Here is a 26526-nt window from a genome sequence, read left to right as displayed (position 1 = left end):
GCTACTTAAAGTATTTTTTACCGCTTTTGGAACAGTTGTTCCTTTAAATCAGGATCATTTACTTGGGGTATTTTATGCCATCTTACCCTGGACTGGAATTATGTTTCTCGGTTACGGCATTGGTGCATGGTATAAACAAGGATTTTCTGCAGAAATCAGGAAACAAAATTTGATGATTACTGGCTCGCTGACTATTTTTCTATTCCTTTTCCTGAGATGCATAAATCTGTACGGCGACCCTGCTCCGAGGAAAGAATACGATGATCTTTTCAAAAATCTACTGTCATTTTTTAACGTGAGTAAATACCCACCTTCATTGCAATATACCGCCATGACCATCGGAACTGCCATGTTATTTCTGGCTTTCACAGAGAAGATGAGCAATTGGTTTAGCCGAGTTACATCTGTTTATGGAGCAGTACCTTTTTTCTACTATGTGATTCACTTCTACCTTCTGCACACCATTTTAGTCATTGCCTTTTATGCTACCGGCTTTACCAACGAGCAAATTGTTCAGGTTCCGTTTTGGTTTCGCCCAAGTGATTTTGGATTTAGTTTGACCACGGTTTATGTGATTTGGATTGCTGTTATCATAGCGCTGTATTTACCCTGCAAATGGTTTAAAAAATACAAGGAAACACATAAGCAGTGGTGGCTAAGATATGTTTAAGATTGAAATTAATGATAGTATGCCATGAGTATAAATCGACGAGGAATTGCAATATCCCCGTAAAACAAAGATCATGCATAAGTCAAAAAAAAACCGCTGACAAATGCCAGCGGTTCGATACCTCAATCGGGATGATTTGAAATATTATTTTTTAGGTTTTGCGCTCATGTAAAATGTAAGCTTTCCTCCATTGGTAATATCAGCATGTTTAATTTGATGGTTGGTGATTTCTTTTCCATTCAGTAAAACCTTTTGAACGTAAACATTTTTATCGCTTTGCTTAATCGCTTCAACGGTAAATGTTTTCCCGTTTTCTAAATTAATTACAGCATTGTTAACCAATGGGCTACCTAATGAATATACATCAGAACCTGGTGCAACCGGATAGAATCCCATTGCTGAAAACATGTACCAGGCGCTCATTTGGCCGCAATCATCATTTCCACCCAAACCATCGGCAGTGGGTTTGTATTGCATATTTAAAATGTGGCGGATTTGAGCCTGACCTTTGTACACTTCGTCTGTCCAGTTGTAAAGGTAAGCCACATGATGTGCCGGCTCGTTTCCGTGAACGTAACCACCAATAATGCCTTCTCGTGTAATGTCTTCCGTATGGGCAAAAAACTCATCCGGCAAGTGCATACTAAACAATGAATCCAAGCGAGCTGCAAATTTCTTTTTGCCGCCCATTACCTCAACTAAAGAAGCCGGATCATGTGGAACGAAGAAACTATAGTTCCAGCTATTTCCTTCGATAAAACCCTGTCCTTCCGTATCCTTTGGATCAAAAGCTTTTTTGAAGCTACCATCAGCCAAACGCGGACGCATAAAACCTGAAGCGCTATCAAAATTATTCCTCCAATTATTTGAACGTTTTATAAACTCATTATACACATCCATACGGTTCAGTTTCTTCGCAAGCTGTGCAATGGCCCAATCGTCATAGGCATATTCCAGCGTATTGGAAACAGAAACGCCACTTCTTTCAGCAGGAATATATCCTTTATCCATATAATAACCGATTCCTTCATAGTCGCGGTGTTTCGCAGTTGTTACACAGGCATCTAAAGCTTTGTTGGCATCGCCATTATAAGTGCCTTTAATAATCGCATCAGCTAAAACCGAAACACTATGATAACCACTCATACACCAGTTATCGTTGGCATAATGCGACCAAATCGGCAACATTTTCAGGCTGCTTTGATCGTAATGCGCCATCATCGATTTCACCATATCATTGCTTCGCCCTGGCTGCATAATGTTAAAGAAAGGATGTAGGGCCCGGTAAGTATCCCACAGAGAAAATGTGGTATAATTGATAAAACCTTCAGCTTTGTGTATGCCCTGATCTAAACCTTTGTATTCACCATTCACATCGGTATAGGTAGTTGGATTAATGAACGAATGGTATAGCGCTGTATAGAAATTAATTTTATTATTGTTTGATGTATTAACCTGGATTTTATTTAACTCTTTGTTCCAGGTGGTTTGAGCCTGCGTTTTCACTTTTTCAAAATCCCAACCAGATATTTCGGTACGCATATTCTGCAAAGCATTTTCCTGACTCACCGGCGATAAAGCAAACTTGATTTTCACCTTCTCGCCTTCCTGTGTATCAAAATCAAAATACATTTTCAGCTTTTTACCGGCAATTTCCGGGAAGTTTTGATCCTGGTTAAACTTGCCCCAAAAACCGCGGTAAGCCTGTTTAGCATCATAACTTTTTCTGCCATAATTCTTAAATGGCTTTGAGAAACTCATTGCAAAATAAACCGTTCTGGTTCTTGCCCATCCATTGGTTTGGCGATAACCGGTTACCAAAGTATCATTAACCACACGAACGTAAGTCCATACCGTTTTATCCTCATAATTATAAATTCCGGCCATCAAATCTAAAATGATATGCGATTGATCTGATTTAGGAAAAGTGTACTGATGCATACCGACACGATTGGTCGCTGTTAATTCGGCTGTGATGTTATCATCATCAAGTTTTACTTTGTAATAACCAGCTTCAACTTTTTCATTGGCATGTGAATAGGCTGAACGGTAACCTGCTTTAGGGTTATCGGCAGTACCTGGATTTAACTGCAGTTTTCCTTGCGTAGGCATAATCAGGAAATCGCCTAAATCCGAATGACCGGTTCCGCTGAAATGCGTATGGCTGAAACCCGTTATGGTTTTATCTTCATACTTATAACCTGCACAGTATTTGTAAACATCACCATTGTATTTTCCATTTACTTCGTAAGATAAAGTATCTGTTTCAGGACTTAATTGTACTGCACCAAAAGGAACAGTTGCCCCTGGATAGGTGTGTCCCATTTTCGACGTTCCAATAATTGGTTTAACATATTGGACCAAATTCTGCTGAGCCGATGCCACGAATGATGACAAAAGAAGACAAGGCAGGATTAATTTTTTTAATCATATTCTGAAAAAATTGATTGTATTTTGTTTTAAAATTCTAAGGTATTAATTAAAATGCGAATGTGCATATAAACTTTGACTAAATCGTTTAACCAACATAAAAAATACAAAGTTGCAATAATACAAGTTACGATAGCCGTCTTTGCGAAATCGATTTTTCATCGATTGAAGCAATCTCATTGCACAATCGTTTACTAAACAAGATTGCCGCGTTCCAATAAAAAACCAAAACTCGAAAGACGATTGCAAGGTTGAAAGTTTATTTCACCGTTTTAGGTACGCTAAACCAGATTGAAGCGGATACCGGCCCATGAGCCTTAGGCCTGCAGGCGTATGAGCGAAAAGCTGGACGAACATTAATAACAACGCTGGTTCTGCTTTCCAACACAACTCACTTTCGCTTTTTACAAGTAACTGACTTGCTTTAAATAATTTCAGGTAAATAAACCTTATTTTTGCATCCTATTATTTTAAAATGAGTAAACACGGTAGAATTCTGGTTGCCATGAGTGGCGGGGTTGATAGTTCGGTAGCAGCTGTAATGTTGCATGAGCAAGGTTATGAAGTTATTGGCTTAACCATGAAGACCTGGGATTATGCCAGCGCCGGCGGTAGCAGCAAAGAAACCGGATGTTGTTCTTTAGATAGTATAAATGATGCCCGTACACTTGCTGTAAATTATGGTTTCCCACATTATATTTTAGATATTCGTGATGAATTTGGCGATTATGTAATTGATAATTTCGTTGATGAATATTTAGCTGGAAGGACACCAAATCCTTGTGTTTTGTGTAATACACATATTAAATGGGAAGCATTGTTAAAACGTGCCAATAAACTGGATTGTGAATTTATTGCCACCGGGCATTATGCAAACATTCGCCAGCAAGATAGTGGCCGTTATGTAATTTCTAAAGGTAAAGACGAAAACAAAGATCAATCTTATGTGCTTTGGGGTGTTTCTCAGGAAAACCTTTCCCGTACTAAATTCCCCTTAGGCAGTTTTGCGAAATCAGAGATCAGGCAGATGGCTTTAGATATGGGACAGGAAGAACTGGCTAAAAAAATCGGAGAGTTATGAAATCTGTTTTGTTCCTGATAATGATTACAGGGCTTTCTTGAAACATAAAGTTGAAGATTTAGAAGATAAGGTTGCCGGCGGAAATTTCATTTTAAGTAATGGAATGGTTGTAGGGCAACATAAAGGTTATCCTTTTTATACCATTGGTCAGCGTAAAGGTTTGGGCGTTGCTTTTGGCGAACCGATGTTTGTTACTCAAATTTTGCCGGAAAGCAATACCGTTGTTTTAGGCAAAGCCGAAGAATTGGAACGTAAAGAAGCCATGGTTCGTAATATCAACCTGATCAAATATGCTAGCATTGAAGAGCCAATGAACGATGTGATTACTAAGATTCGTTACAAAGATGCTGGTATGTTAAGTACCATCGTTCAGGAAAAAGACAGGATGCGTGTGGTTTTTGATCACAATGTATCAGCGATTGCTCCTGGCCAATCGGCCGTATTTTATGAAGGCAACGATTTACTAGGAGGCGGATTCCTGGTTTAAGTATTCTAGCAGATAACATACATCCCAACCATCCGGTTGGGATTTTTTTTTGCCTGCATATTCTATATTGCGCTAACCTATTCTGTAGTTCATCAAACAAAAAGCTTTAAAATTTCCTTTATAAATGAAAGTTTAAAAGCAATACTCCATGAATCATAGCCGCAGGCCCTTTCAACCCATAGAAAATTACGGAATTATCGGAAACCTTAAAACCGTAGCGTTGGTTTCGTTACAGGGATCAATCGATTTTATGTGTGCGCCAAAATTTGATTCGCCAACTGTATTTGCTACGATGTTGGATTCACAGCGTGGAGGATTTTTTGCAGTAGAACCAGATTTGAAGAACTTTACCAGCAAGCAACTTTATTTACCTGGAACAGCAATTTTATTAACAAGATATTTTTCTGATTCTGGAATAGCTGAGCTAACCGATTTTATGCCAATTCAAAAAGGAAATAAAACACTTACCAGTGCTATTGTAAGGCAAATTAAAACAGTTAGAGGAAGTATAAAGTTTAAGGTAAGTTGTGTACCGCGATTTGGTTATTCAGAAAGTGATCACGAGGTTGAATGCCTTGAAAAAGAAATCAGATTTACATCTGCCGAAGAAAAACTTCAAATCAAGATGTTATCGGATAAACCCCTTACCGTTAGAAAAAAGAATGGTTACGCTGAGTTTACCTTGCACGAAACGGAAGTGGCTACGATCGTTCTGGAATTTTTACCGGAAGATCATCAAGGACAAGAACTGGAATTTTATCAGCAGGATGCCTACCATCAAACTAAAGATTTTTGGGTAAAATGGATTAATAAAACAAGTTATGATGGAAGATATAGCGAGTTAATACGGCGTTCGGCGATTACACTTAAACTTCTTACGTCTGCCGAGTTTGGCTCTGCTGTAGCCGCACCTACTTTTGGTTTGCCCGAAGCGATTGGCGGAAATCGAAACTGGGATTATCGCTTCACCTGGATTCGTGATGCTGCTTTTACCATGTACGCATTTTTGAAACTGGGTTTCTTTGATGAAGCAACGGCATTTATCGACTGGATCTTTAACCTTTGTCAAAAAATTGATTTGCAACTGGTTTACCAGATTGATGGAAATCCCAAACTCCATGAAAAAGAACTCAAACACATGGAAGGTTATCGTGCTTCAAAGCCGGTAAGAATTGGAAATGAGGCGGCTACGCAATTACAGATTGACATTTACGGTGAGCTGATCGATACCATCTACATCTATAATAAATCATATAAGCCTATTACCTATGAATTCTGGACGTTGATAGAGAAACAGATTGTTCAGGTAATTAAGAACTGGAAAAAACCTGATCATGGTATTTGGGAAATCAGAAGTGAGAAAAAAGAGTTTCTGCACACCCGGTTAATGTGTTGGGTAGCCATGGACCGGGCAATAAAGATTGCTGAACACCGCTCCTTCCCTTATCCGGAGAACGAATGGCATCAGGTTCGAAGCGATATTTACAACGACATTTATCATAACTTTTGGAATGAAAAACGAGGCGCATGGGTGCAGTATAAGGGTGCAGAACATGTTGATGCAAGCGTTCTGCTAATGCCACTTACGCATTTCATCTCACCTATTGAACCACGATGGCTATCTACCTTAAAAGCCATTGATGAAGAACTTTTAGTAGATGTACTGGTTTACCGCTATAATAACGGCATGACCAAAATAGATGGTTTAGATGGAGAGGAAGGTACGTTTAATATGTGTTCGTTTTGGTTTATTGAAGCATTAGCCAAAAGCGGAGAAGTAGAACGGGCCGTGGAAAATTTCGAAAAGATGATTGGGTATTCCAATCACCTGCTCCTTTTTAGTGAGGAACTTGGTAAAAAAGGCGAGCATTTAGGTAATTTCCCTCAGGCATTTACGCACCTTGCTTTAATTAGTGCGGCGGTTGAATTAAACAAACAGATTGGGCGAAGAACAAGTAAGCTTTAACTTACTGTTCTTCGTAATGATAGGTTAAGCCGCCATCTACAAAATAAGTAGATCCGGTAACGTAACCAGCCTCGTCTGATGCTAAGAAAGCAACTACCGCAGCAACATCTTCTACTTTGCCCATTCTTCTCATTGGAATGTTATCCAACAATTTCTCTAACTGTTCCTTATTATTTAACAGATCCTGATTTATCGGTGTAGTCACCGCTCCCGGTGCAACATTATTAATCCTGATATTCAATGGTGCCAATTCGGTTGCCAGATTTCGCGTTAACATCTTCATCGCACCCTTGCTTGCACAATATGCAGAGAAATGTGGGAACACAATTTCTTCATGTACCGAACTCATGTTAATGATTGTACCGGCTCTTTTCTCCCTTTTACAATATTTTACAAAAGCCTGAATGCCAAAGAAAATGCCTTTTAAATTGGTATCCATTACGATGTCGTAATCTTCTTCGGTTACTTCCCAAAAATCGGCTTTCTTTTCCAGGCCCGCATTGTTCACAAGGATATCAAGCGATCCAAAAACGGCTACTGCATCATCAATAAGCTTGATTACATCTTTAGTTTTGCTTACATCCGCAGCTAAAAATTTAACTCTCCTACCCATCTTTTCAATTTCCGCAATTAATTCCTCGCCTCTTTCGTCAAATTTACGCCCGTTAAGAATAATGTCTGCGCCTTCTTTTGCCAGACGTAAAGCGCAGGCTTCTCCTATTCCCTGACTACTTCCTGTAACTAATGCTATTTTATTTTCGAAACGATTCATCATAAGTTTTTTTAAGAATAAAGTTATTTTAGCTGAGAATGTTTTAACGGATATAAAACTAACTGCTTCAGGTTAATGATGTATTGACCTTTTAGCACCCCAAAGGAGTAGCATTTTCGTTATAAAAAATGGTTTTTACTTCGGTTTTGTATATTTTTATGCGTTTGGATAATGTGATCCCTATTTCTATTATGCGATTACAATGTCTCCTTTCAATTGTATATTCTCAATAGTAAATAAATGGTTAGTTATTACCGGAATTTGAAATGCATAAAAACTTAAAATGAGTCAAAATAAAAACTACGACGCAGAATTTTGCGGAAATCTTGCCATTCATCAAACCAACTCGATACAAGATTTCGGATTTCTGATCGTTCTGGAAATTGCATCACTTGACATCATTCAGGTGAGCGAAAATGTTGAGGCGATCATTGCAAAATCTGCGAAAGAAAGTATCGGAACGAATTTTAGAGATTATGTATCCGCAGAAGACCTGAGCCGATTTAAACTTGAAATTAATAAAGGTATAAGAACCCGTTTACCATTTCAATTTCCATTAGTTTCTGCTACAGCTACTGTTCCGGTAAATATTCTTGCGCATGTAAAAAAGGATTTAGTCATTTTAGAAATAGAGAAAATTGATGAAGAGCCAGAGCGCAGTTTTACCGAAGTATTTCAAGGCGTAAGGTCGTTTATTTCTACCCTGGAAAGTACCGATAACCTGCAGGAAGTCTGTGAAGCCAGTATTAAAGAAATTCGAAAAATAGCAGGCTTTGATGGCATCCGCATGTACCAGTTTGATAAAAATTGGAATGGAACAGTTATCGCCGAAGAAATAACCGGAGAGCTGGAAAGTTATCTCGGGCAAACCTTTCCTGCTTCTGATGTACCGAAACAAGCCAGGGCACTTTACCTTAAAAACCCATTCAGGTTAATCCCTAACAGAAATTATAAAACCATCAAGCTGTTCCCCGTAATTAATCCAATAACCAATGGTTTTTTAGATTTATCAGACTGTAATTTGCGTAGCGTAGCGTCGGTGCATTTGGAATACATGGCCAATATGAACGTAACAGCCTCGATGTCAATACGTGTGGTTATTGATGGTATTTTGTGGGGTTTAATTTCCTGCCATCACATTACCAGCAAATATTTGAGCATTGAAAGCCGGTCGATCTTTGATTGGTTAAGCCTTGAAATATCTTATCGCATTTCATCCATTATCAAACATGAAGAATTAGTAGGTAGTGCCCGTTTGCTACAACAACGAACGGTAGTTACAGACTTAATTTATGCTGAAGATGATATCATGAAAGGAATCTTTTCTGATGAAAACCAAAACCTGCTTTCGTTGTTTAATGCTACTGGTGCGGCATTAAGCCTGAATGGGAAAATTAAAACAACCGGAATGGTGCCAGAAATGGATCAACTGGAAAACCTGACGCTGTGGCTGGAAGGAAAAGGAATAAATAAAATATTTACAAGTCAGAATTTAGGCGAAACTTATGAGGAAGCAAAAGCATATCCAAATGTTGCAAGCGGATTGCTGGCCATTCCTATAGATGCCGGAAAAGGTGACTTCTTACTCTGTTTCAGACCGGAGGTAATCCAGAATATCAAATGGGGAGGTGATCCGAACCAGGCGATTACATTTGAGAAGGATGGGGTAAACTACCATCCCCGTAACTCATTTAAACTTTGGATGCAAACCATTTATGGCCAATCAGATGATTGGAAAAAAACTGAAATTGAAATGGCCGAATCATTAAGAAACTTCTTATTTGAATTTAAGGCGAAACAAATTTACAACTAAACGAATGACTGATCAGGTAACTAAAGCGACGTCAAAAAGATACGATAAATACATTGTTGCAATTGGAGCTTCGGCGGGTGGTTTAGAAGCCATACATGAATTTTTTGATCATATGCCTACAAATGCGAGTTTCTCATTTGTGGTTATTCAGCATTTGTCGTCAGATTATAAAAGTCTTTTAGTTGAGCTCGTAGCCAAGCATACCCACATGAAGGTTTTCGAAGCCGCAAACGACATGGCCATTCAGCAGGATTGTGTTTACATTATCCCCAACAACAAACTAATGACGGTAAGCCAGGGCCGGCTAAAACTGGCAGAAAAGTCTCAAATTAAGGCTCCGAATACCGCTATCGATCACTTTTTGTATACACTGGCAGAAGATAAAAAAGAGAAAGCAATTGCAATCATTCTCTCCGGAACGGGAACTGATGGTACCAAAGGTATTCAAGCCATAAAAGAATATGGTGGAATGGTTATCGCACAGGAACCTTCTACCGCAAAGTTCGATGGGATGCCTAACAGTGCCATTTCATCAGGCAATGTCGATCATGTTTTATCTGCTCCTGAAATGCATCAGGAACTTTTCAATTATGTGAATGAAGAGCCGATTAAAGTACTTGAAAATGGCAAAATAAACGAGCAGCTTTTAGATGAAATCTTCAAAATGGTTCATTTGCAAAGTGGAAACGACTTTAACCTGTACAAAACACCAACCATCATTAGAAGGATTGGCAGAAGAATGAACGAAAATAATATTCGAACGCTCGATCAATATGTTCATTTTTTAAAAAGCAATCAAAAGGAAGTGGCTATTCTTGGCCAGGATTTCTTAATAGGTGTTACAAAATTTTTTAGGGATAAAGGCGCTTTTGAAGCATTTGCCGATCAGATTGCCCGCATCGTTGAACAAAAATCAGACGGTGATACTTTAAAAATATGGGTTTGTGCCTGCAGCACCGGGCAGGAGGCTTATACCGTTGCCGCTATCGCGAATGAAAGTGTTGCAAAATCAGGAAAGAAAATAGACATTAAAATTTTCGCTACAGATATCGACGAGAAAAGTATCGAAATTGCCTCACGAAACCAGTACCCATCAAATATTAGTAAAGAGATTCCGGCAAAATACTTCAAAAAATATTTCGCTCAGGATGGCAAATTTTACGGCGTTATTGCTTCTATACGTAAACAGGTAGTTTTTGCTAAACATGATGTAATTAAATCGCCGCCATTCATCAAAAACGATATGGTAACCTGCCGCAACATGCTTATTTATGTTAATAGCATCTTGCAGGAAAAAATCCTGTCTATTTTCCACTTTTCTCTGGTATCCGGCGGTTACTTAATGTTGGGTTCGAGTGAAACAGCATCATCATTAAAAGCCGGATTAACAGAAGTTTCGAGCAAATGGAAGATTTACCAGAAAACTGGAACAATCAATTATTCTACTTACAACACCTATAATACGGGCTCGAGATCGCTCTCAGTTCAGGATAAAAAAAGTGCTCATGCTAATGATTTTTCTGTTAGCCCGATTGAAAAATCTTTCAACCAGTTTCTAACACGGGATTTGGGTTATGTGGGCATATATGTAGATAAATCCTATATCATGCAAGATGCCATAGGCGACTACCGGCAGTTTCTATCATTACCAAAAGATAAAATCGAGCTCAACATCTTAAAAATGGTGCCGAAAGAAATTTCGATTATTTTGAACACCGCATTAAGAAAAGCCTGGAAAGACAATAAAAGCACTCATCTTAAACGTGTTAGATTTGCGAATAGAAATAAAGATACTTATCTAAATATTTCTATACAGCCGCCCGAAAAAAAGAATCCTAGTGGTTCTACCATGATTATTTTTGGCGAAAGTACCCTGGAAACTATTCCAGATAAGGATGATTTGGGTATGGTGGCTTACCATGATGGCGACCAAAACGAATACATTTTTGAGCTGGAGGCTGAACTGAATGAAACCCGGAATAATCTGCAGTTGGCCGTTGAGGAGATGGAGACTACGAATGAAGAGCTTCAGTCTACCAATGAAGAATTGCTTTCTGCCAATGAAGAGTTGCAATCCAGCAATGAAGAACTTCAGTCGCTGAATGAGGAATTACATACACTAAATACAGAGCACCAGGTAAAAATTAAGGAATTAATTGAACTGAACGATGACTTAGATAACTATTTCCGGAGTACCGATATCGGGCAGATTTTTGTTGATTCGGGTATGTTCATCCGGAAATTTAATGCTGCAGCAATCAGCATGGTTAATTTGATTGAAGCTGATATTGGCCGTTCCATTGAACACATTTCAAACAACATCAAGGCAGAAAATCTCAACGTCGATATCCAATCGGTTTTAAAAACAGGTAATGTTGTAGAAAAAGAAGTTCAAATTAAAAATGGCAATAGCAGTTTGATGCGCATTATGCCCTACATCAGAAAAGATAAAAAAACGGATGGTGTAGTGGTTACTTTTGTCGATATTTCGAAACTTACCGAATTGAGCAACATCATTAGTGGTGTATTTAATGCCAGCTTAAACGGTGTGATTGCGTTTAAAGCTGTTCGAAACAAACATCATTTTATTACTGATTTTGAATGTTTGTCGTTTAACGATGCTTCATTAAGAATTCTTAAAAAAGAGCATAAAGAACTTTTCAAGGGTAAAATGCTCGAAAACCTTCCTGAAATTTCTGAAGGTAATTTATTCAATAAATATATTAGTGTAGTGGAAAAAGGTACGCCGCTACAATTCGAGTTTAAACTGGCAGATAAGGTTTGGATTGAAATTGTTGCCGTTAAAATGGCTGATGGATTTGCTGCAACCATTACGGATATTACCAAACAAAAACTATCAGAAGAAAAACTAAAACGCAACTATAACGAACTGCTTGGAACCAGAGAAAATTTAAAGGAACTAAATACCGAACTGGAACAAAAAATTCTGGAACGTACGGTTAAACTTTCTGAAAGCGAAGAACGTTTCAACCTGGTATCAAAAGCTACGAATGATACCATTTGGGATTGGAACCTGGCGAACAACACCATGTGGCGAAATGATAATTTCGCTACCATGTTTGGTTATGAAAATAATCCGGATAACCAGAATATTTCTTTCTTTTTTGATACCATTCACCCTGATGACCGCGAGCGTGTAAAAGATAGTGTTTATGAGGCCATCAATAATGCCGAAACGCAGTGGACCTCACAATATCGTTTACAAAAAGCAGACGGAAGTTACGCTACCATTCTCGATCGTGGGAGCATTTTATTAGATGATAACGGCATTCCGTACCGAATGGTAGGCTCCATACTTGACATTACTGTACTCATAGATACGGAAACAAAGTTAAATTCTACCGAGAAAAAATTCAGGAAAATATTTGATTCAAACGTAATTGGGATGATATTTTCTGATGTGGAAACCGGCAGAATTGAAACGGCGAACAAAGTTTTTATAGAGATGCTGGGCTATACCACAAAAGACCTGGAAGATGGTTTAATCAAATGGGGTGACATTACCCCTCCAGATTTCTTACCAATTAGCAAGATCTCAGCAGATTTGGTGAAAAATGAGGGTTTCTGCCCGCCGTTTGAAAAACAATATATTACCAAAAGTGGCAAAACCATTGATGTATTGGTGGGTTCGGCAATTTTAGACGACGAAGATCGCAAAGATGCAGTGTCGTACATTATCGACATTAGCAAGCAAAAGCACAATGAAAAACGGAGAACTGAACTTCAAAAACTCATTAAAAAACAACAGGACGAATTTTATAGCATTTTCAAAAAAGCACCTGCTTTGATCAGTATCCGGAGAGGGAAAGATCTTGTTTACGAATTTGTGAACGAAGCTTTTATTCAGTTCGATGGTGGAAGTGATTATATTGGCAAAAAGCAGCTAAAAGATGGTTCGCAGTTCGAAACCCAGGAGCTGATTAGTATTGAGCAAAAGGTACTTGAAACAGGAGAAACCTTTGTTGCTAATTCTTACAAACTGCAGCAAAAGGATGAGAAAACAGGCAAAACAAAAGATAGCTGGTTTGATATCATTTTAAACCCGGTATTTTCAGATAGTGGCGCAATTGATGGTGTTGCATTTTTCGCTTTCGAGGTAACCGATTTAATGATCGCTCAAAAAGCAACTAAAGACCTCATGAACAAAAAAGATGAGTTTATGAGTATTGCCAGTCATGAATTAAAAACCCCGATTACCAGTATTAAAGGCTATTTGCAGTTTGCCTTAAAAATGGCACAGCAAGAAAAGTTTGAACATATTTCTGGCTTTATTGATAAGGCAACCAAACAGATCGGCAAACTTACATCTTTGGTTGATGATTTATTAGATGTAACACGGATTCAGGCAGGTAAAATGGTTTTCACTTTTTCTGACTTTAATATCAATGAAGTGATTGAAGAATCTGTTGATGGCTTGCAGGGAAGTTTAGGGAATCATTCTGTAACCATGAATATTCAGCAGGATGTGGAGGTGCATGCAGATAAAAATAGAATTGAGCAGGTGGTATCAAACTTTCTGTCGAACGCACTCAAATACTCACCACACGCTAATGAAATTGTTATAAAAACCGAGCTAAAGGAAAATGCTTTAAGAGTTTCCGTTCGTGATTTCGGTATCGGAATTCCCAAAGATAAGTCTGAGTATATTTTTGATAGATTTTTTAGAGTGGAAGAGTCTTCTCACTTATTCTCCGGCTTAGGCTTAGGCCTATATATTTCCGCTGAAATCATTGATCGCCATAATGGAAAAATCGGAGTGGATAGTGAAGAAAATAAAGGTGCAGAATTTTGGTTCGAGTTACCTCTATAAAAGGTTTACTACAACATCATAAATTCGAATTAAGGCTGATGACTTACAACAAGCATCGGCCTTTATTATTTATAAAAGCAAACGCTAATCTACCGCCACATTCTCCAGAGGGGAACATCATTCGAATTAATTTCGTTATTAATCTCGTCCCAGAATGATCTGCTGATATCATTTATGCCGCTAATAGTGCGGTTCTGCTCTTTATTGTTTTGGTGAATTGTTGATTCGTTTTCCTGACTGTTATTGTGATAATTTTCTTTATTGATATCCATAGCTAATAGGTTGAACTATATTTTTAACAGCTATGGCAATGAAATGTTTATTACAATTTTAATTTGGTTTGTAATATTGCTGAAAGACACCGTTCAGCCATTGCAATATCAGTAACTACAGAAAAAAAAATGGCACCCAAAAAGGTGCCATTTTTTAGGTTAAGATATTTTAAGCTAAATCGAACCGATCAAGATTCATGATTTTAGTCCAAACCTTTACAAAGTCATCTACGAATTTTTGTTTCGCATCCGAACTGGCATAAACCTCTGCAATTGCCCTTAACTCTGAGTTTGAACCAAATACAAGATCAGCCCGGGTTGCGGTCCATTTTGGCTGCCCGGTTTTACGATCGCTTCCCAGATATACTTCTTTGTCATCAGAAACTGCTTTCCAAGCAGTGTTCATATCAAGCAAATTCACAAAAAAATCATTGCTCAGCTGGCCTGGCCTGTGGGTAAAAACACCATTTTTTGAACCATCAAAATTGATATCCAATGTTCTCAACCCGCCTAACAGCACGGTTAATTCTGGCGCAGTTAAGGTAAGTAAATGTGCTTTATCTATTAATAATTCTTCAGTAGAAACGGTAAATTTTGTTTTGCTATAATTTCTGAAACCATCTGCTTGTGGCTCCAGATAACCAAACGATTCCACATCAGTCTGATCTTGAGCGGCGTCCATCCTACCGGCAGTGAACGGTACTTTGTTAGCATAACCACCATCGCTGATGGCCTTTTCAACTGCTGCTGAGCCAGCAAGTACAATTAAATCGGCAAGAGAAATCTGTTTTCCATCTAACTGCGAAGTATTGAAATCGTTTTGAATGCCTTCCAGTATGTTTAATACTTTTTGCAGTTGTGCAGGATTGTTCACTTTCCAATCTTTTTGAGGCGCTAAACGAATTCGGGCACCATTTGCACCACCACGTTTGTCAGATCCTCTGAAGGTAGAAGCCGAAGCCCAGGCAGTAGCTACTAGTTCAGAAACACTTAAGCCTGACTGCAGCACTTTCGATTTCAATATCTCTGCATCAGCTTCATTTACCAAGGCATGATTCACTGCTGGAATCGGATCTTGCCACAATAATTCTTCCTGAGGAACATCTGGACCAAGATAACGGGCCGCTGGTCCCATATCGCGGTGCGTTAGCTTAAACCAGGCTCTCGCAAATGCATCAGCAAACTGGTCAGGATTTTCCAAAAATCTTCTGGATATTTTTTCATATGCAGGATCAAATCTCAACGATAAATCCGTGGTAAGCATTGTTGGCAAATGTTTCTTTGAACCATCAAAAGCATCCGGAATGATCGCATCAGCATTTTTAGCTACCCACTGGTGTGCACCAGCCGGGCTTTTGCTCAACTCCCAGTCGAAAGCAAATAAGTTCTCAAAAAAATTGTTGCTCCATTGCGTTGGCGTGGTTGTCCAGGTTACTTCAAGGCCACTGGTAATGGCATCTTTCCCTGCTCCAGAACCGTAATTGTTATGCCATCCAAATCCCTGACTTTCAATTCCCGCAGCTTCAGGTTCCTTACCTACATAATCTGATGAGGCTGCTCCATGTGTTTTACCAAATGTATGTCCTCCGGCAATTAATGCCACAGTTTCTTCATCATCCATCGCCATGCGACCAAAAGTATCTCGGATATCTTTTGCCGCTAAAACAGGATCTGGATTACCATCCGGACCTTCAGGATTTACATAAATTAAACCCATTTGTACTGCGGCAAGTGGTTTCTCCAGATTACGGGAGTGCACATCGCCATCGGCATCATCATCACTTACTAAAACACCACCACTTTCAGAAACACCGTCTGATCCATGAGCGTAACGAACATCGCCTCCCAGCCATGTTTTTTCTGATCCCCAGTAAACAGATTCGTCTGCTTCCCAAACATCTGCCCTGCCACCTGCAAAACCAAAAGTTTTAAAACCCATTGATTCGAGGGCAATATTCCCGGTCAGGATCATCAAATCTGCCCAGGAGATTTTGCGACCATATTTTTGTTTAATCGGCCAAAGTAATCTTCTTGCTTTATCAAGACTTACATTGTCAGGCCAGCTGTTTAAAGGCGCAAACCGTTGCAAGCCTGCACCTGCACCACCCCGGCCATCGCCTACCCTATATGTACCGGCACTATGCCACGCCATACGGATAAACAATCCACCATAATGACCAAAATCTGCCGGCCACCATTCCTGAGAATCAGTCATCAAAGCATGTAAATCAGCTTTAACAGCTTCTAAATCAAGGCTATTGAAGGCTTCTACATAGTTAAACTCTTTATCCATCGGATCAGATAAAGTAGAGTGTTGACGTAAAATATTGAGCTTTAATTGATTTGGCCACCAGTCGCGGTTTCGGGTACCGCCACCGCCTACATTTTGCTTCATGCTACCATTGTGAAAAGGGCATTTGCTGATGTCGTTTGAGTCTTTTTCCATTAGTTAAAATATTTATAGGCTGAACAAATGCCCAAACCATGTGTTTTGATAGTATTATAAAATTAGGAGATTAATAGCGATAATCCCAATCATTTAATTCTATATTTTAATAGCCAAAATCTATTATCAGATAGCATTTTTCCGAAACTTTAATTTTGAAATGTTGTTCTTCAATAAATTGATATAGCTATGATAGATACAGAAAACCAGAATCCTGAACTGGAAAATGATAGAAACGACCAGGAAGCATTAAGCCAGAAGGCTTTAGGAAATACTTCATTAGAAGAACATCCCGAACAAAATAACAACGATATCTTAAGTACACCAAAAATTTCCGGAACGGGATCAAATAATGCCGGCGCTGCTCCAGAGTCGCTTATTGTTCATGAGGATAAAGAGGGAGAAGACAGGTACGAGCAAGGGGAAGATAAATCGATTTAGAACTTATTCAAACACCTATCATCATTTTTACTTTAGCTAAGGCAATGGGGTAATTATTTTCTCTATTTTTAATTATTATGAGAAAAATTATTCTAACCTATGTATTTCTCTTTGCGCTACATGCAGGTGCACAAGAATCAAAAGTCGATCTCTCAGGGTTTAAAAAAAACGGATCTGAAGTTCGCATTAATCAGAAGATTATTACCTTAACCTGGCCAGCTGGCAACAACCAAACGGGCAAAATGCTTATCGATCTGGAAAATGATCATGCGATGCTTAAGAGTGTCCAGCTGGCTAAAGGAAAAATATTTAAAGAAATCGGATCTGATCTAGATCCCGCGTTTGTACTTACCATCGGCAAACGCTCACTAAGCCCATCAAGTGGTGGCTGGGATGTATTTTTCGATCGCGTTCCTAAAAAGCCCTTCCATTCCTATCCGGTTACAATACGTAAACAGAATGCCAGCGTAAGAACCAATGGACAGCAGACTATATTAACTATTGATGGTGCTCATGCCGACCGTTTCAAAGGAAATGTTGAAATTACTTTTTACAATGGAAGTCCACTTTTCAATGTTGCAGCGGTATTGTCAACTGAAATCGATTCCACAGCTATTCTTTACGATGCCGGATTGGTGAGCAAGAAAGCAATTTGGAAAACAATGGCCTGGGCAAATGTTCAGGATCAGATGCAACAGGTTACTCCATCTGCCACAGATACCAGCCGGAACCTGGAAGTTAAATATAGAACCATCATTGGTGAAAATCCCGGAGGAAGTTTGGCATTATTTCCAGCGCCACATCAGTATTTCTATCCTTTGGATGAAGCCTTTAACCTTAAATTTACCTGGTATGGCCAGAACTTCCATAAACTTATTGCAGGTTTTGGCATGGGCATTCGTCAGGATCCTTATGGCGATAATAGATACGTACCCTGGTTTAATGCACCGCCTAAAACCCAGCAAAGGTTAAACTTTTTTTGCCTGCTGGATGAAGGCAATGCAACTTCCGCTTTAGCACAGGTAAAGAAATTTACACACGATGATTCATATAAAGCAGTGCCTGGTTACAAAACAATGGCTACACATTTTCATAATGAATTTATTTCGGATGTGGTACTGGCTGGAAAGCCTGTACCGGAGAAGCCAGAATTTGTTGATGTGCTTAAAAAACATGGTTTGGACATTGTAAAACTTGCAGAGTTTCATGGGCCGGGGCATCCGAAAGGGCCCGACAATGATCGCTTAAAAGAGCTGGGTGCTTTATTTCAACAAACCAAAAGATTATCTGACAGTAAATTCCTGCTTTTGCCAGGCGAAGAAGCGAACAACTTCTATGGCGGACATTGGTTGGCATTTTTTCCGAAGCCAGTGTATTGGGTGATGTCGCGTAAACCAAATGAATCTTTTGTAGTCGACGATCCGAAACTGGGAAAAGTTTATCACGTAGGAAATAAAGAGGAAATGTTAAAGTTGCTTGAGCTGGAGAAAGGTTTGGCCTGGACAGCCCATGCCCGTACAAAAGCCTCAACGGGTTATCCGGACGCTTATAAAGATGAAGATTTTTTTAAATCAGAAACTTTTCTTGGTGCCGCCTGGAAAGCCATTCCAGCAGATTTATCTATTCCAACTTTAAGCCAACGGGTTTTAAAATTATGCGATGATATGGCGAATTGGGGGCTTCAAAAACATGTCATCTCTGAAGCAGATATTTTTACCATTACCCATCAAAACGAAATGTATGCCCACCTCAACGTAAATTATCTGGAGTTGCCGAATTTGCCAAACTATGAACAGGGCTGGCAAAGTGTTTTAGATGCCATGCGGAAGGGAAAATTTTTCGTTTCTACCGGTGAGGTGCTTATTCCTTCTTTCAGCATCAATGGCAAAAAATCTGGAGAAACATTAAAGCTAACTTCCGCTGGAACCGCAAATATCAACATGGCTTTAGAATGGACCTTCCCATTAAACTTTGTTGATATTGTATCAGGTGATGGGAAAGAAATCTATCACCAGCGTATCAACCTTAATGATACGCAAAGCTTTGGTAAGAAAACCTTCAGTTGGCCTGTTAAACTTGCCGGACGTAAATGGGTTCGGGTTGAAGCCTGGGACGTGGCAGCCAATGGAGCTTTCACGCAAATGATTTGGTTAGATCAGTAATCATTAACAAAAATAGCAGGGCAATCTGAAAAATTTATTTTTTTTAAAACAATATTTAGATCTGGTTGTCTAAGTATATAGTTTGTTTGGTTTAGTTTTAAAGATGGATGTCGATAAAACAAAAATTTATAGCCCCTTAGAAATTTGGGGCTTTCTCATTTTTAAATATTTTTTTTCTGCGAACGCTGCTTATGCTCACAGCTTGAAATGGCAATATTGCTATCCAACTCAAATTACTTAGCTCAAATAACTGTTAGATTTTTATCCGTAATAAACATCATGAATGTTCTATTTTGAAATAATTTTATTGAAACCAATAATGTGGGAGGCTTTACCATTCGCATCGTAGATGGGTTTTCCATAACCTCGTATCCAGTGTACTGAGCCATCAGGCCAGCGCACCTGGTATTCAGATTGATAGATACTCCTGTTTACGATTGCTTTTTCTACCGCAGCCTTAATAGCGCTTCTATATTCCGGCAGCATTGCAGCAAACAGATCATCGTAATTGAATGGTTCAAACGGGGCATATCCATAGTTTTGTTTCAACCTGGCATTCGCATTCATGTTTCCTGTAGCAAACTCTACAATGGTGTATCCCATGTCAGTATCTTCAATGGCGTTAATCAAAACATTATTTGCTTCTTCCATTACCTGTTTTTCGAATACCTGTTCGGTCACATTATCAATAATAAACATGATGTTATCCGGCTCATCTCCCATCCTGCCTACAGGTTGCAACGATAGATTTGCATAGATATGTTTTTTTTCACCAGGCAAATCAATGAATAGTTTTGCTTCTTTGGCCTGGAAAGGTTTCGCCTGCTGGTAAGTATCGTTCACCAACTTTTCGAAGTCATCGCCGTTTATTTCCACGATTAAATGGTGAAGCCGCTGGCCGACAATATTTATTCCAAAACTTTTCTCCATCATGGCATTTGCCTGCCAGATGTTTTTATCAGCACCCGAACAAATACCCATAGCGATGGGTGCCTGCTGAAAAATCATTTCAAAGCTATCCAGTACACCTTCCAGTACATTATTTGCATTTGAAATCTCCTGGTGATAATCCATGAGGTGCGAAATTTTCTCTACTACCCTTTCGTTTTCTGAAACGAGTTTAACATTCTGTATCCGCATCGCTGCATCTTCAGCTGCAACCAGCCACAAGCCCATCCGATCGATAAGAACCTGTTCGAACTTCATCAGTAAAGATTGTTTTTTCAACTCAAAATCAGTAGACTGATCATTCATCAACCAAAGGGAGCCGATGTTATGTCCATCTGGTGTTATAAGCGCCACTCCCGCACAGAAAAGAATAGTAGTATTTAGTAAGCTGGAAAATTGAAGGGTTTCTTCATGGCTATCCACGATTATAACTTGATTTGATGGCAATAACCGGCCAAGCAGCGAATCGGTGCGTGGTAACGATTTCAATCCCGCAAAACCGACACATGCTTTTAGATAAACCTTATCCAGATCTACCAGTGAAATCAGGCACATGGGCAAATCAAATATTTCACAAGCCAGTTGCGCAAAATCTTCGAGCGCATGTTCAGAAGGACTGCAGACGGTTTTGTAGCGGCTTAGTGTAGCTAATCTGGTGCTTTCATCACGGCTAAGCCATAGTTCATTTACTTTCATCATATTAAAGTTTATGCCTGCTATTTTTCTGCTTCGTTAAAACTGATGTCAAGCGGCAAAGGAATGTAAATATAAACTTATCGTATTTTGATGAAATTATCTGCTAAAAAAAGCAAATCATATTTAGATTATTTCTAATGATCAAGCTGTTAGGCATAATATTAAGCCTGACCACTAGGTTTAAGCATTTGAGTTTTCTGTCGCTGAGATTTGTTTGTCATGTATTGCTGTGTTTTAATGTTCTCCCACATGATCAATTTGTCTTCAATTTTAGAAAACACCCTGATCTCACCATCTTGTGAAATAACCAAACCTAAGGCGTTTGGATGATTCCAGCAATAGGCAATCATCGATCTGTGCCGGGTTCCGTAATGTTTTGGATCATCCGCAGTGAGTGATTTAGATGATGCTGTTGAGGTAGCAGAAACATAAATTTTACGTGGCATCCGTTTAGCCCTTAGTACAGTACCGAAGCCATTGGCAACCATGTTTCTATCGAAAAGCACCACACCATCAACACAGCTTTGTGAAGCGATGAAGCTGATTGCTCCGCTAATCTCATCACCAGTTCCTTTTTTAGTGTTAATCGACAAGGCTTCATGTTGATATAGGCGCTTGTTGATGGAACGTCTCCCAGCCTCGAGCTGTTCATCTATCGTACGTTCGAAAAAAAAGTTATCAATTGCAGATCGTGCATGTGCAATCATTGCATTAGTTAGACGCTGGTAGTGAATTTTGTATTTAATATCAAGGTCTTCATGATCGTCTGCAATAAGTATTGCGCCGCCATGTTGATAGTTCTGTATTTTCAGCAGCAACCTCGAAAAGGTTTGAATCCAGAGTCCATCAAGATATTCTTCCCAATCTTCATAGGCTTCTTCAGGATAAGCCTCGGTAAGATATTCTTTTATATTAAGTTTTAGCAGCTCGGCATTTTTCTTTAAAATTTTTGAGATTGGCCCGATAGTAAGTACATCCAGATAGCGCTTTACCAAAACGTTCTGTTTAAGCGTGGCCAGAAGTTCGTAATCAAACAAAACATGGAGCGTACCAATGTCGCTCACAGCCACTTGAAAAAGTCCAGGTTGCTCAGAGTGCGTATCAGACTCGTAATTTAGGAAGTTTTGATAATGCATCGCCTGGTCTATCATGCCCCATACAAAAAGTTGTCCTTGTTCATTGTAATAAACGGCCAGCGAGGAGCACGACGGATCGGCTGCTTTAGAAAGTTTAGCTAAAGATTTTGTGCTCATGGCAATAGGCCGTTCAAAAGCGACGAAACTCCATCTTTCAGGTACAATTATCTTGGGTGGTGTAGGGTCAGGATTCGAGGGATCGATAAACGTTACCGTTACCCGAATCAGATCACTTTCTTCTTTGCACATACTCGAAAAGAACAGGCAATCGAAAAGCGCTTCCAAAATACCTATATCCGGAACTGTCGTTCTGTTTTTGGCCAATCTCAGTTTATTTTGAACCAGTAAGGCAAGATCTTGGGGACGTGAATTTTCCAAAGGATAAGATTTAATATAAAACATCCGAGCAGTTGAATAGTTTTTCGAGCCGACTGTTAAATTTTATCTCAGGAAGTTTTGTGTTTTTTATTTACCTGCTAATGCCTGTTATAATATTATGGGGGGGTATAGTGTCATGCAGCTATCATGGCGTTACTTTTTTACCCCGTATAAATCTGTGCATCTTGAAAAAAGGAATAGCTTCCTAAATTTCTAACTTCTTTAATACATTACCGGGGAATGCATGGCACCATGATAATCTGCTCAACTTGATTAATATACAAACAATAAAGGACATTTGTTTAATGTGAAGCAGAATAAACCTGATGAGCGTTATTTGTTTAAATTTCTTATCAGATAAGTACCAATTATCTAAACAAAGATGAGCCGCAGTGCTTGCAGAAAAGTGCGTCGGCATCATGACCTTCTAAACTGCAGCTCGGACAAGATTCGGGCATCTCCTTTTTTGATTTTGCTGCAACTGCAATGTCATGGGTAATAATTCCGGTCGGAACAGCAATGATCGCATAACCAATCAGCATCACAACCGATGCAACAAATTTTCCCATTGGTGTGATTGGAGAAATATCACCATAACCAACTGTAGTGATGGTTACAATAGCCCAGTAAATGCTTTCAGGGATGTTGGAGAAACCATTTTCTTTCTGCTCTACCAGATACATTATCGATCCTAAAATCACCGTAATGGTGAGTACAGTTAACAGAAAAATGCTGATTTTCCTGAAGCTGTTTTTTAAAGCCTGTGTAAGGAAATTGATTTCGCTTAAAAATTCACCTAATTTGAAAATTCTGAAAACCCGAAGCAGCCTTAAAGCCCTAAAAGCCAATAGCGATTGTGCGCCGATAAAGAATATACTCAAATAGGAAGGTAATAGGGAAATTAAATCGATTATCCCCAGTAAACTAAATACATACCTGATCGGTTGCTTAATACTAACTAACCTCAAGATATATTCAATTGTAAACAGCCCTGTAAATATCCACTCCAGCTTGTAGAATAATGCGCCATATTTTAGGTGTATGCTCACCACACTATCCAGCATCACCACCATAATACTGGTAAAGATGGCAATCAGTAACCCAACATCAAAAGCTTTTCCGGCACGTGTGTTTGATTCGTAAATCACTTCATGCAATCGAAAACGCCAATGCTCAGATGGTTTTGGTTTCATGATGTAAAATTAATCATTTGCAATCACATTAGCCATTCACTACTTCTCCTCCATTTACGTGGATAACCTGACCTGTTATGAATGATGCATCCGCTGAAGCCAGGAATACGTAAGCAGGTCCAACTTCTGAAGGTTGCCCTGCCCTTTCCATTGCGGTTTCTGAACCAAATGATTTAATCTTTTTTTCGTCAAAAGTAGAAACTATAAGTGGTGTCCAAACGGGGCCGGGTGCTACAGCATTAACCCTGATACCCGACTTGGCCAAATTAGTTGCCAGTGAACGGGTGAAGGAAGTAATTGCTCCTTTAGTTGAGGAATAATCAATTAAGTTAGGCGATGAACGGTAAGCTGTTACCGATGTAGTATTGATGATACTATCGCCCGGATGAAGATGCTCAAGGGCTTCATGAGCAAAATAGAAGTAACCAAAAATATTGGTTCGAAAAGTATCTTCAAGCTGTTTATCATCAATTTTTTTAGGATCTTTTTGTGGTACTTGAATGCCAGCATTATTAACCAGAATATTAAGCTGACCGAATTGCTTCACAACCTGCTTGATAGCCTTCCTGGCAAAAGCAGGCTTTTTCACATCGCCCTTAATGAGTAAACACGTTCTTCCCTCCTGTTCGATCATTTTTTGAGTGTCTTCTGCATCACCCACTTCATCAAAATACACAATCGCAATTTGTGCACCCTCCCTTGCAAAATGTACCGCAACTGATCTTCCGATACCGCTGTCACCTCCGGTAATCAACGCTACTTTATCAATCAATTTGCCAGCGCCTTTATAGGTACCTTTAATCACTTCCGGAGCGGGATTCATTTTTGATTCTATACCGGGTTGTTTTGTTTGCTTGGCTGGAGTCTTTTGCTTTTTCATCATGATAACGTTTAATCAAATAATCTTGCGCCGATAACATTTTAAATAGGGATCAAAGTTTTATAACCGTAGAAGTACTTTTTATGGATTGCTTAAACATACTTGTTGTAATTGTGTTAAACTTAATATGAAGAAATTTGTACTTTTCTTATTCACGATCCTTTGCTATTTATCTGCCAATGCCCAATATAGCGACAGTACAAACTACCATATTTTTTTATCATCCACAGGATCAATCAACCGAACAAACGATCAGCGAGCTTATTTGCTCAACAACGGTTTAAATTTTGGGATGAAAAAAGAAACGTTCGTTCTAAACTCCACCACCAGCTGGCTGTACGGAAAGCAAAACAAAAGTTTAAGCAACAATGATTTTTCTACTACACTAAACTTTAATTTATTTAAAGGTCCGGAGCATTTCTATTACTGGGGCTTGGTAAATTACAATACCAGTTATTCACTGAAATTAAAAAACCAATTACTTGCAGGCGGTGGAATCGCTTATAGCTTTTTAGATGAATCCAATGCTTACATTAACCTTAGCAATGGAGTTTTATTCGATCAAAGTAGCCTGGTGGTAGGTGAAAGTTATAACACCTTGCGTAACTCACTTAGGCTTCAATTTCATTTCGCTTTAAAAGAGATCATTACCATTGATGGAAGCCATTTCTTGCAAAATTCCTTTTCACGACGGGGCGATTATATTATCCGGTCGTCGACCACGATTGGCCTAAAACTTAGAAAGTGGATTAGTTTAACGACTGCCCTAAACTATAACAGATTAAACATTACCGGTAGAGAAAACTTAAATTTCACCTACGGACTAAGCTTGGATAAATACTTTTAATCAGGATTCTAAAAATCGAGTTTTAATGTCTCTTTACTTAATGGATAACGCTGATTTAAAAAGTTTTCCATCGAAGCACACAACATCGCGTAAAAGTCTTGCTTACAAAGCTGATCAAATAATTGTGCATGACTGACACCGCCATCATTTTTATGCTTTGCCAGCATTTCGCCTACAAAACTAACGGCTTCCCAAACACCATCCATCAGAAAGAAATCAAATGCTGTTAAGATCGTATTCCATTCGGTATGTATGGGGCGTAATAAAAATTGCCGCGACACAGGTAATAAGTGTTTTTTAAACGCTTCATAGTCGTCCATGCAGCCTTCGATGACCATTAATTCTGCCTGAGCGGGATACTTACTTTTATCCTGATGTACTTTATCCTTGCCATGAGCATTGATAGTTGCCGCACAAACGGAAGAAATGTTAATTAAGGCCAAATGATCATAAATTTTTGGATGCATGGTTTTCTTTGCATCACGAATAAGTTTCAAGCCTACAATTCCGGGTTTCTGATCAGGTTTTGCCGTTAAATCAATATATAATAATTCAAATTCTTGCTGAAAATTTAACGCCATAATATAATGCGCAGCTTCGGCAATATAGAAACGAAGATCAGTAAGGACAAAGGGATGATCCTCCTGAAAAGATAAAATAGAGAGTTGCAAAGTAAAAATTGTTCGGTTCCTAATCGTTGAATACTTAATCCGTATTCTTCGAACCGTAAATTTAACATTTTGCGCTTTCGCAACAAAATCATCCCAGCTAAATCAATGTTTGGAGAATGGTTCTTCCTGTATTTCAGTACATAAAAATATTCACAATTGATGGCCAGGAATGTTGAAAATTCGACAGAGGGATAACTTACTGAAATACAGTGGAAATGTAAATTATCTTCATTAAAAAATGATCAACCTACACCAAATTAATATTCAAATCATAATTTTGTGTTATGGCAAATACGAACGTTAGAAAATCAATTCAGAGCAAAATAGAATCTTTAGGTAAAGAAATTGAAAACCTGCAAATTGAGCTCAAGAGATGGGAAAAAATAGCTGCTGATAGTGTGTACGT

Annotated in this window: 16 protein-coding genes and 1 pseudogene; 8 read left to right on the top strand and 9 right to left on the bottom strand. The window is 38.9% G+C overall.

What is annotated here, in order from left to right; translation table 11 throughout:
- On the top strand, nucleotides 1-670 hold a 670-nt coding region (locus ON09_RS10780), incomplete at its 5' end, for a hypothetical protein (protein WP_010601079.1).
- Between the two features lie 144 nt (nucleotides 671-814).
- On the opposite strand, the gene ON09_RS10775 is transcribed toward ON09_RS10780, so the two are convergent.
- Entirely contained in the window at nucleotides 815-3067 is a 2253-nt protein-coding gene (locus ON09_RS10775) for a GH92 family glycosyl hydrolase (protein WP_010601078.1), read from the bottom strand.
- 508 nt (nucleotides 3068-3575) lie between these two features.
- Between ON09_RS10775 and mnmA the strand changes: the two are divergent.
- Both mnmA and ON09_RS10765 read left to right on the top strand, forming a co-directional pair.
- Nucleotides 3576-4668, top strand: a pseudogene (gene mnmA / locus ON09_RS10770) (tRNA 2-thiouridine(34) synthase MnmA).
- Between the two features lie 148 nt (nucleotides 4669-4816).
- Complete coding sequence (locus ON09_RS10765; RefSeq protein ID WP_010601077.1) at nucleotides 4817-6634, top strand: glycoside hydrolase family 15 protein; 1818 nt, start codon at nucleotides 4817-4819, stop codon at nucleotides 6632-6634.
- A gap of 1 nt (nucleotide 6635) precedes the next feature.
- Here the strand turns inward: ON09_RS10765 and ON09_RS10760 are convergent, their stop codons facing one another.
- Entirely contained in the window at nucleotides 6636-7409 is a 774-nt protein-coding gene (locus ON09_RS10760; RefSeq protein ID WP_238533653.1) for an SDR family NAD(P)-dependent oxidoreductase, read from the bottom strand.
- Between the two features lie 280 nt (nucleotides 7410-7689).
- Between ON09_RS10760 and ON09_RS10755 the strand changes: the two genes are divergently transcribed.
- A complete protein-coding gene (locus tag ON09_RS10755) occupies nucleotides 7690-9219 on the top strand; it encodes a GAF domain-containing protein (RefSeq protein ID WP_010601075.1) in 1530 nt (509 codons plus the stop codon).
- A 4-nt stretch (nucleotides 9220-9223) separates the two neighbouring features.
- Nucleotides 9224-14050, top strand: a complete 4827-nt coding sequence (locus ON09_RS10750; RefSeq protein WP_010601074.1) for a chemotaxis protein CheB — start codon at nucleotides 9224-9226, stop codon at nucleotides 14048-14050.
- An 89-nt stretch (nucleotides 14051-14139) separates the two neighbouring features.
- On the opposite strand, the gene ON09_RS10745 is transcribed toward ON09_RS10750, so the two are convergent.
- Together ON09_RS10745 and katG are read right to left on the bottom strand one after the other, a co-directional pair.
- Nucleotides 14140-14322: a hypothetical protein gene (locus ON09_RS10745; RefSeq protein WP_010601073.1), complete on the bottom strand. Its 183-nt coding sequence runs from the start codon at nucleotides 14320-14322 to the stop codon at nucleotides 14140-14142.
- Nucleotides 14323-14491: 169 nt separating this feature from the next.
- On the bottom strand, nucleotides 14492-16768 hold the full coding sequence (gene katG, locus ON09_RS10740; protein WP_010601072.1) for a catalase/peroxidase HPI: 2277 nt from the start codon (nucleotides 16766-16768) through the stop codon (nucleotides 14492-14494).
- A 189-nt stretch (nucleotides 16769-16957) separates the two neighbouring features.
- Here katG and ON09_RS10735 point away from each other — a divergent pair, with 189 nt between their 5' ends.
- Together ON09_RS10735 and ON09_RS10730 are read left to right on the top strand one after the other, a co-directional pair.
- Nucleotides 16958-17209 carry a hypothetical protein gene (locus tag ON09_RS10735; protein WP_010601071.1) on the top strand — a complete coding sequence of 84 codons (252 nt, stop codon included), beginning with the start codon at nucleotides 16958-16960 and terminating at the stop codon, nucleotides 17207-17209.
- Between the two features lie 77 nt (nucleotides 17210-17286).
- Nucleotides 17287-19371: a CehA/McbA family metallohydrolase domain-containing protein gene (locus ON09_RS10730; RefSeq protein ID WP_010601070.1), complete on the top strand. Its 2085-nt coding sequence runs from the start codon at nucleotides 17287-17289 to the stop codon at nucleotides 19369-19371.
- 288 nt (nucleotides 19372-19659) lie between these two features.
- Here ON09_RS10730 and ON09_RS10725 read toward each other — a convergent pair whose 3' ends face one another.
- The 4 genes from ON09_RS10725 to ON09_RS10710 form a co-directional block, all read right to left on the bottom strand.
- Entirely contained in the window at nucleotides 19660-21018 is a 1359-nt protein-coding gene (locus ON09_RS10725; RefSeq protein WP_029204275.1) for a PAS domain-containing protein, read from the bottom strand.
- 158 nt (nucleotides 21019-21176) lie between these two features.
- Nucleotides 21177-22529 carry a putative sensor domain DACNV-containing protein gene (locus ON09_RS10720; protein WP_124914565.1) on the bottom strand — a complete coding sequence of 451 codons (1353 nt, stop codon included), beginning with the start codon at nucleotides 22527-22529 and terminating at the stop codon, nucleotides 21177-21179.
- A 368-nt stretch (nucleotides 22530-22897) separates the two neighbouring features.
- On the bottom strand, nucleotides 22898-23722 hold the full coding sequence (locus ON09_RS10715; RefSeq protein ID WP_010601067.1) for an ion transporter: 825 nt from the start codon (nucleotides 23720-23722) through the stop codon (nucleotides 22898-22900).
- A gap of 28 nt (nucleotides 23723-23750) precedes the next feature.
- Nucleotides 23751-24602, bottom strand: a complete 852-nt coding sequence (locus tag ON09_RS10710) for an SDR family oxidoreductase (protein WP_238533652.1) — start codon at nucleotides 24600-24602, stop codon at nucleotides 23751-23753.
- 127 nt (nucleotides 24603-24729) lie between these two features.
- On the opposite strand from ON09_RS10710, the gene ON09_RS10705 reads away from it, so the two are divergent.
- Nucleotides 24730-25449, top strand: a complete 720-nt coding sequence (locus ON09_RS10705; RefSeq protein WP_010601065.1) for a DUF481 domain-containing protein — start codon at nucleotides 24730-24732, stop codon at nucleotides 25447-25449.
- A gap of 8 nt (nucleotides 25450-25457) precedes the next feature.
- Here the strand turns inward: ON09_RS10705 and ON09_RS10700 are convergent, their stop codons facing one another.
- Nucleotides 25458-26120: a hypothetical protein gene (locus ON09_RS10700; protein ID WP_010601064.1), complete on the bottom strand. Its 663-nt coding sequence runs from the start codon at nucleotides 26118-26120 to the stop codon at nucleotides 25458-25460.
- Nucleotides 26121-26526: the final 406 nt, after the last annotated feature.

Origin of the sequence: Pedobacter agri PB92, from assembly GCF_000258495.1 — a bacterium.
Classification (GTDB): domain Bacteria; phylum Bacteroidota; class Bacteroidia; order Sphingobacteriales; family Sphingobacteriaceae; genus Pedobacter; species Pedobacter agri.
Note: the sequence above shows the minus strand (reverse complement) of the source record. Positions and strands in the feature narration are given on the sequence as shown.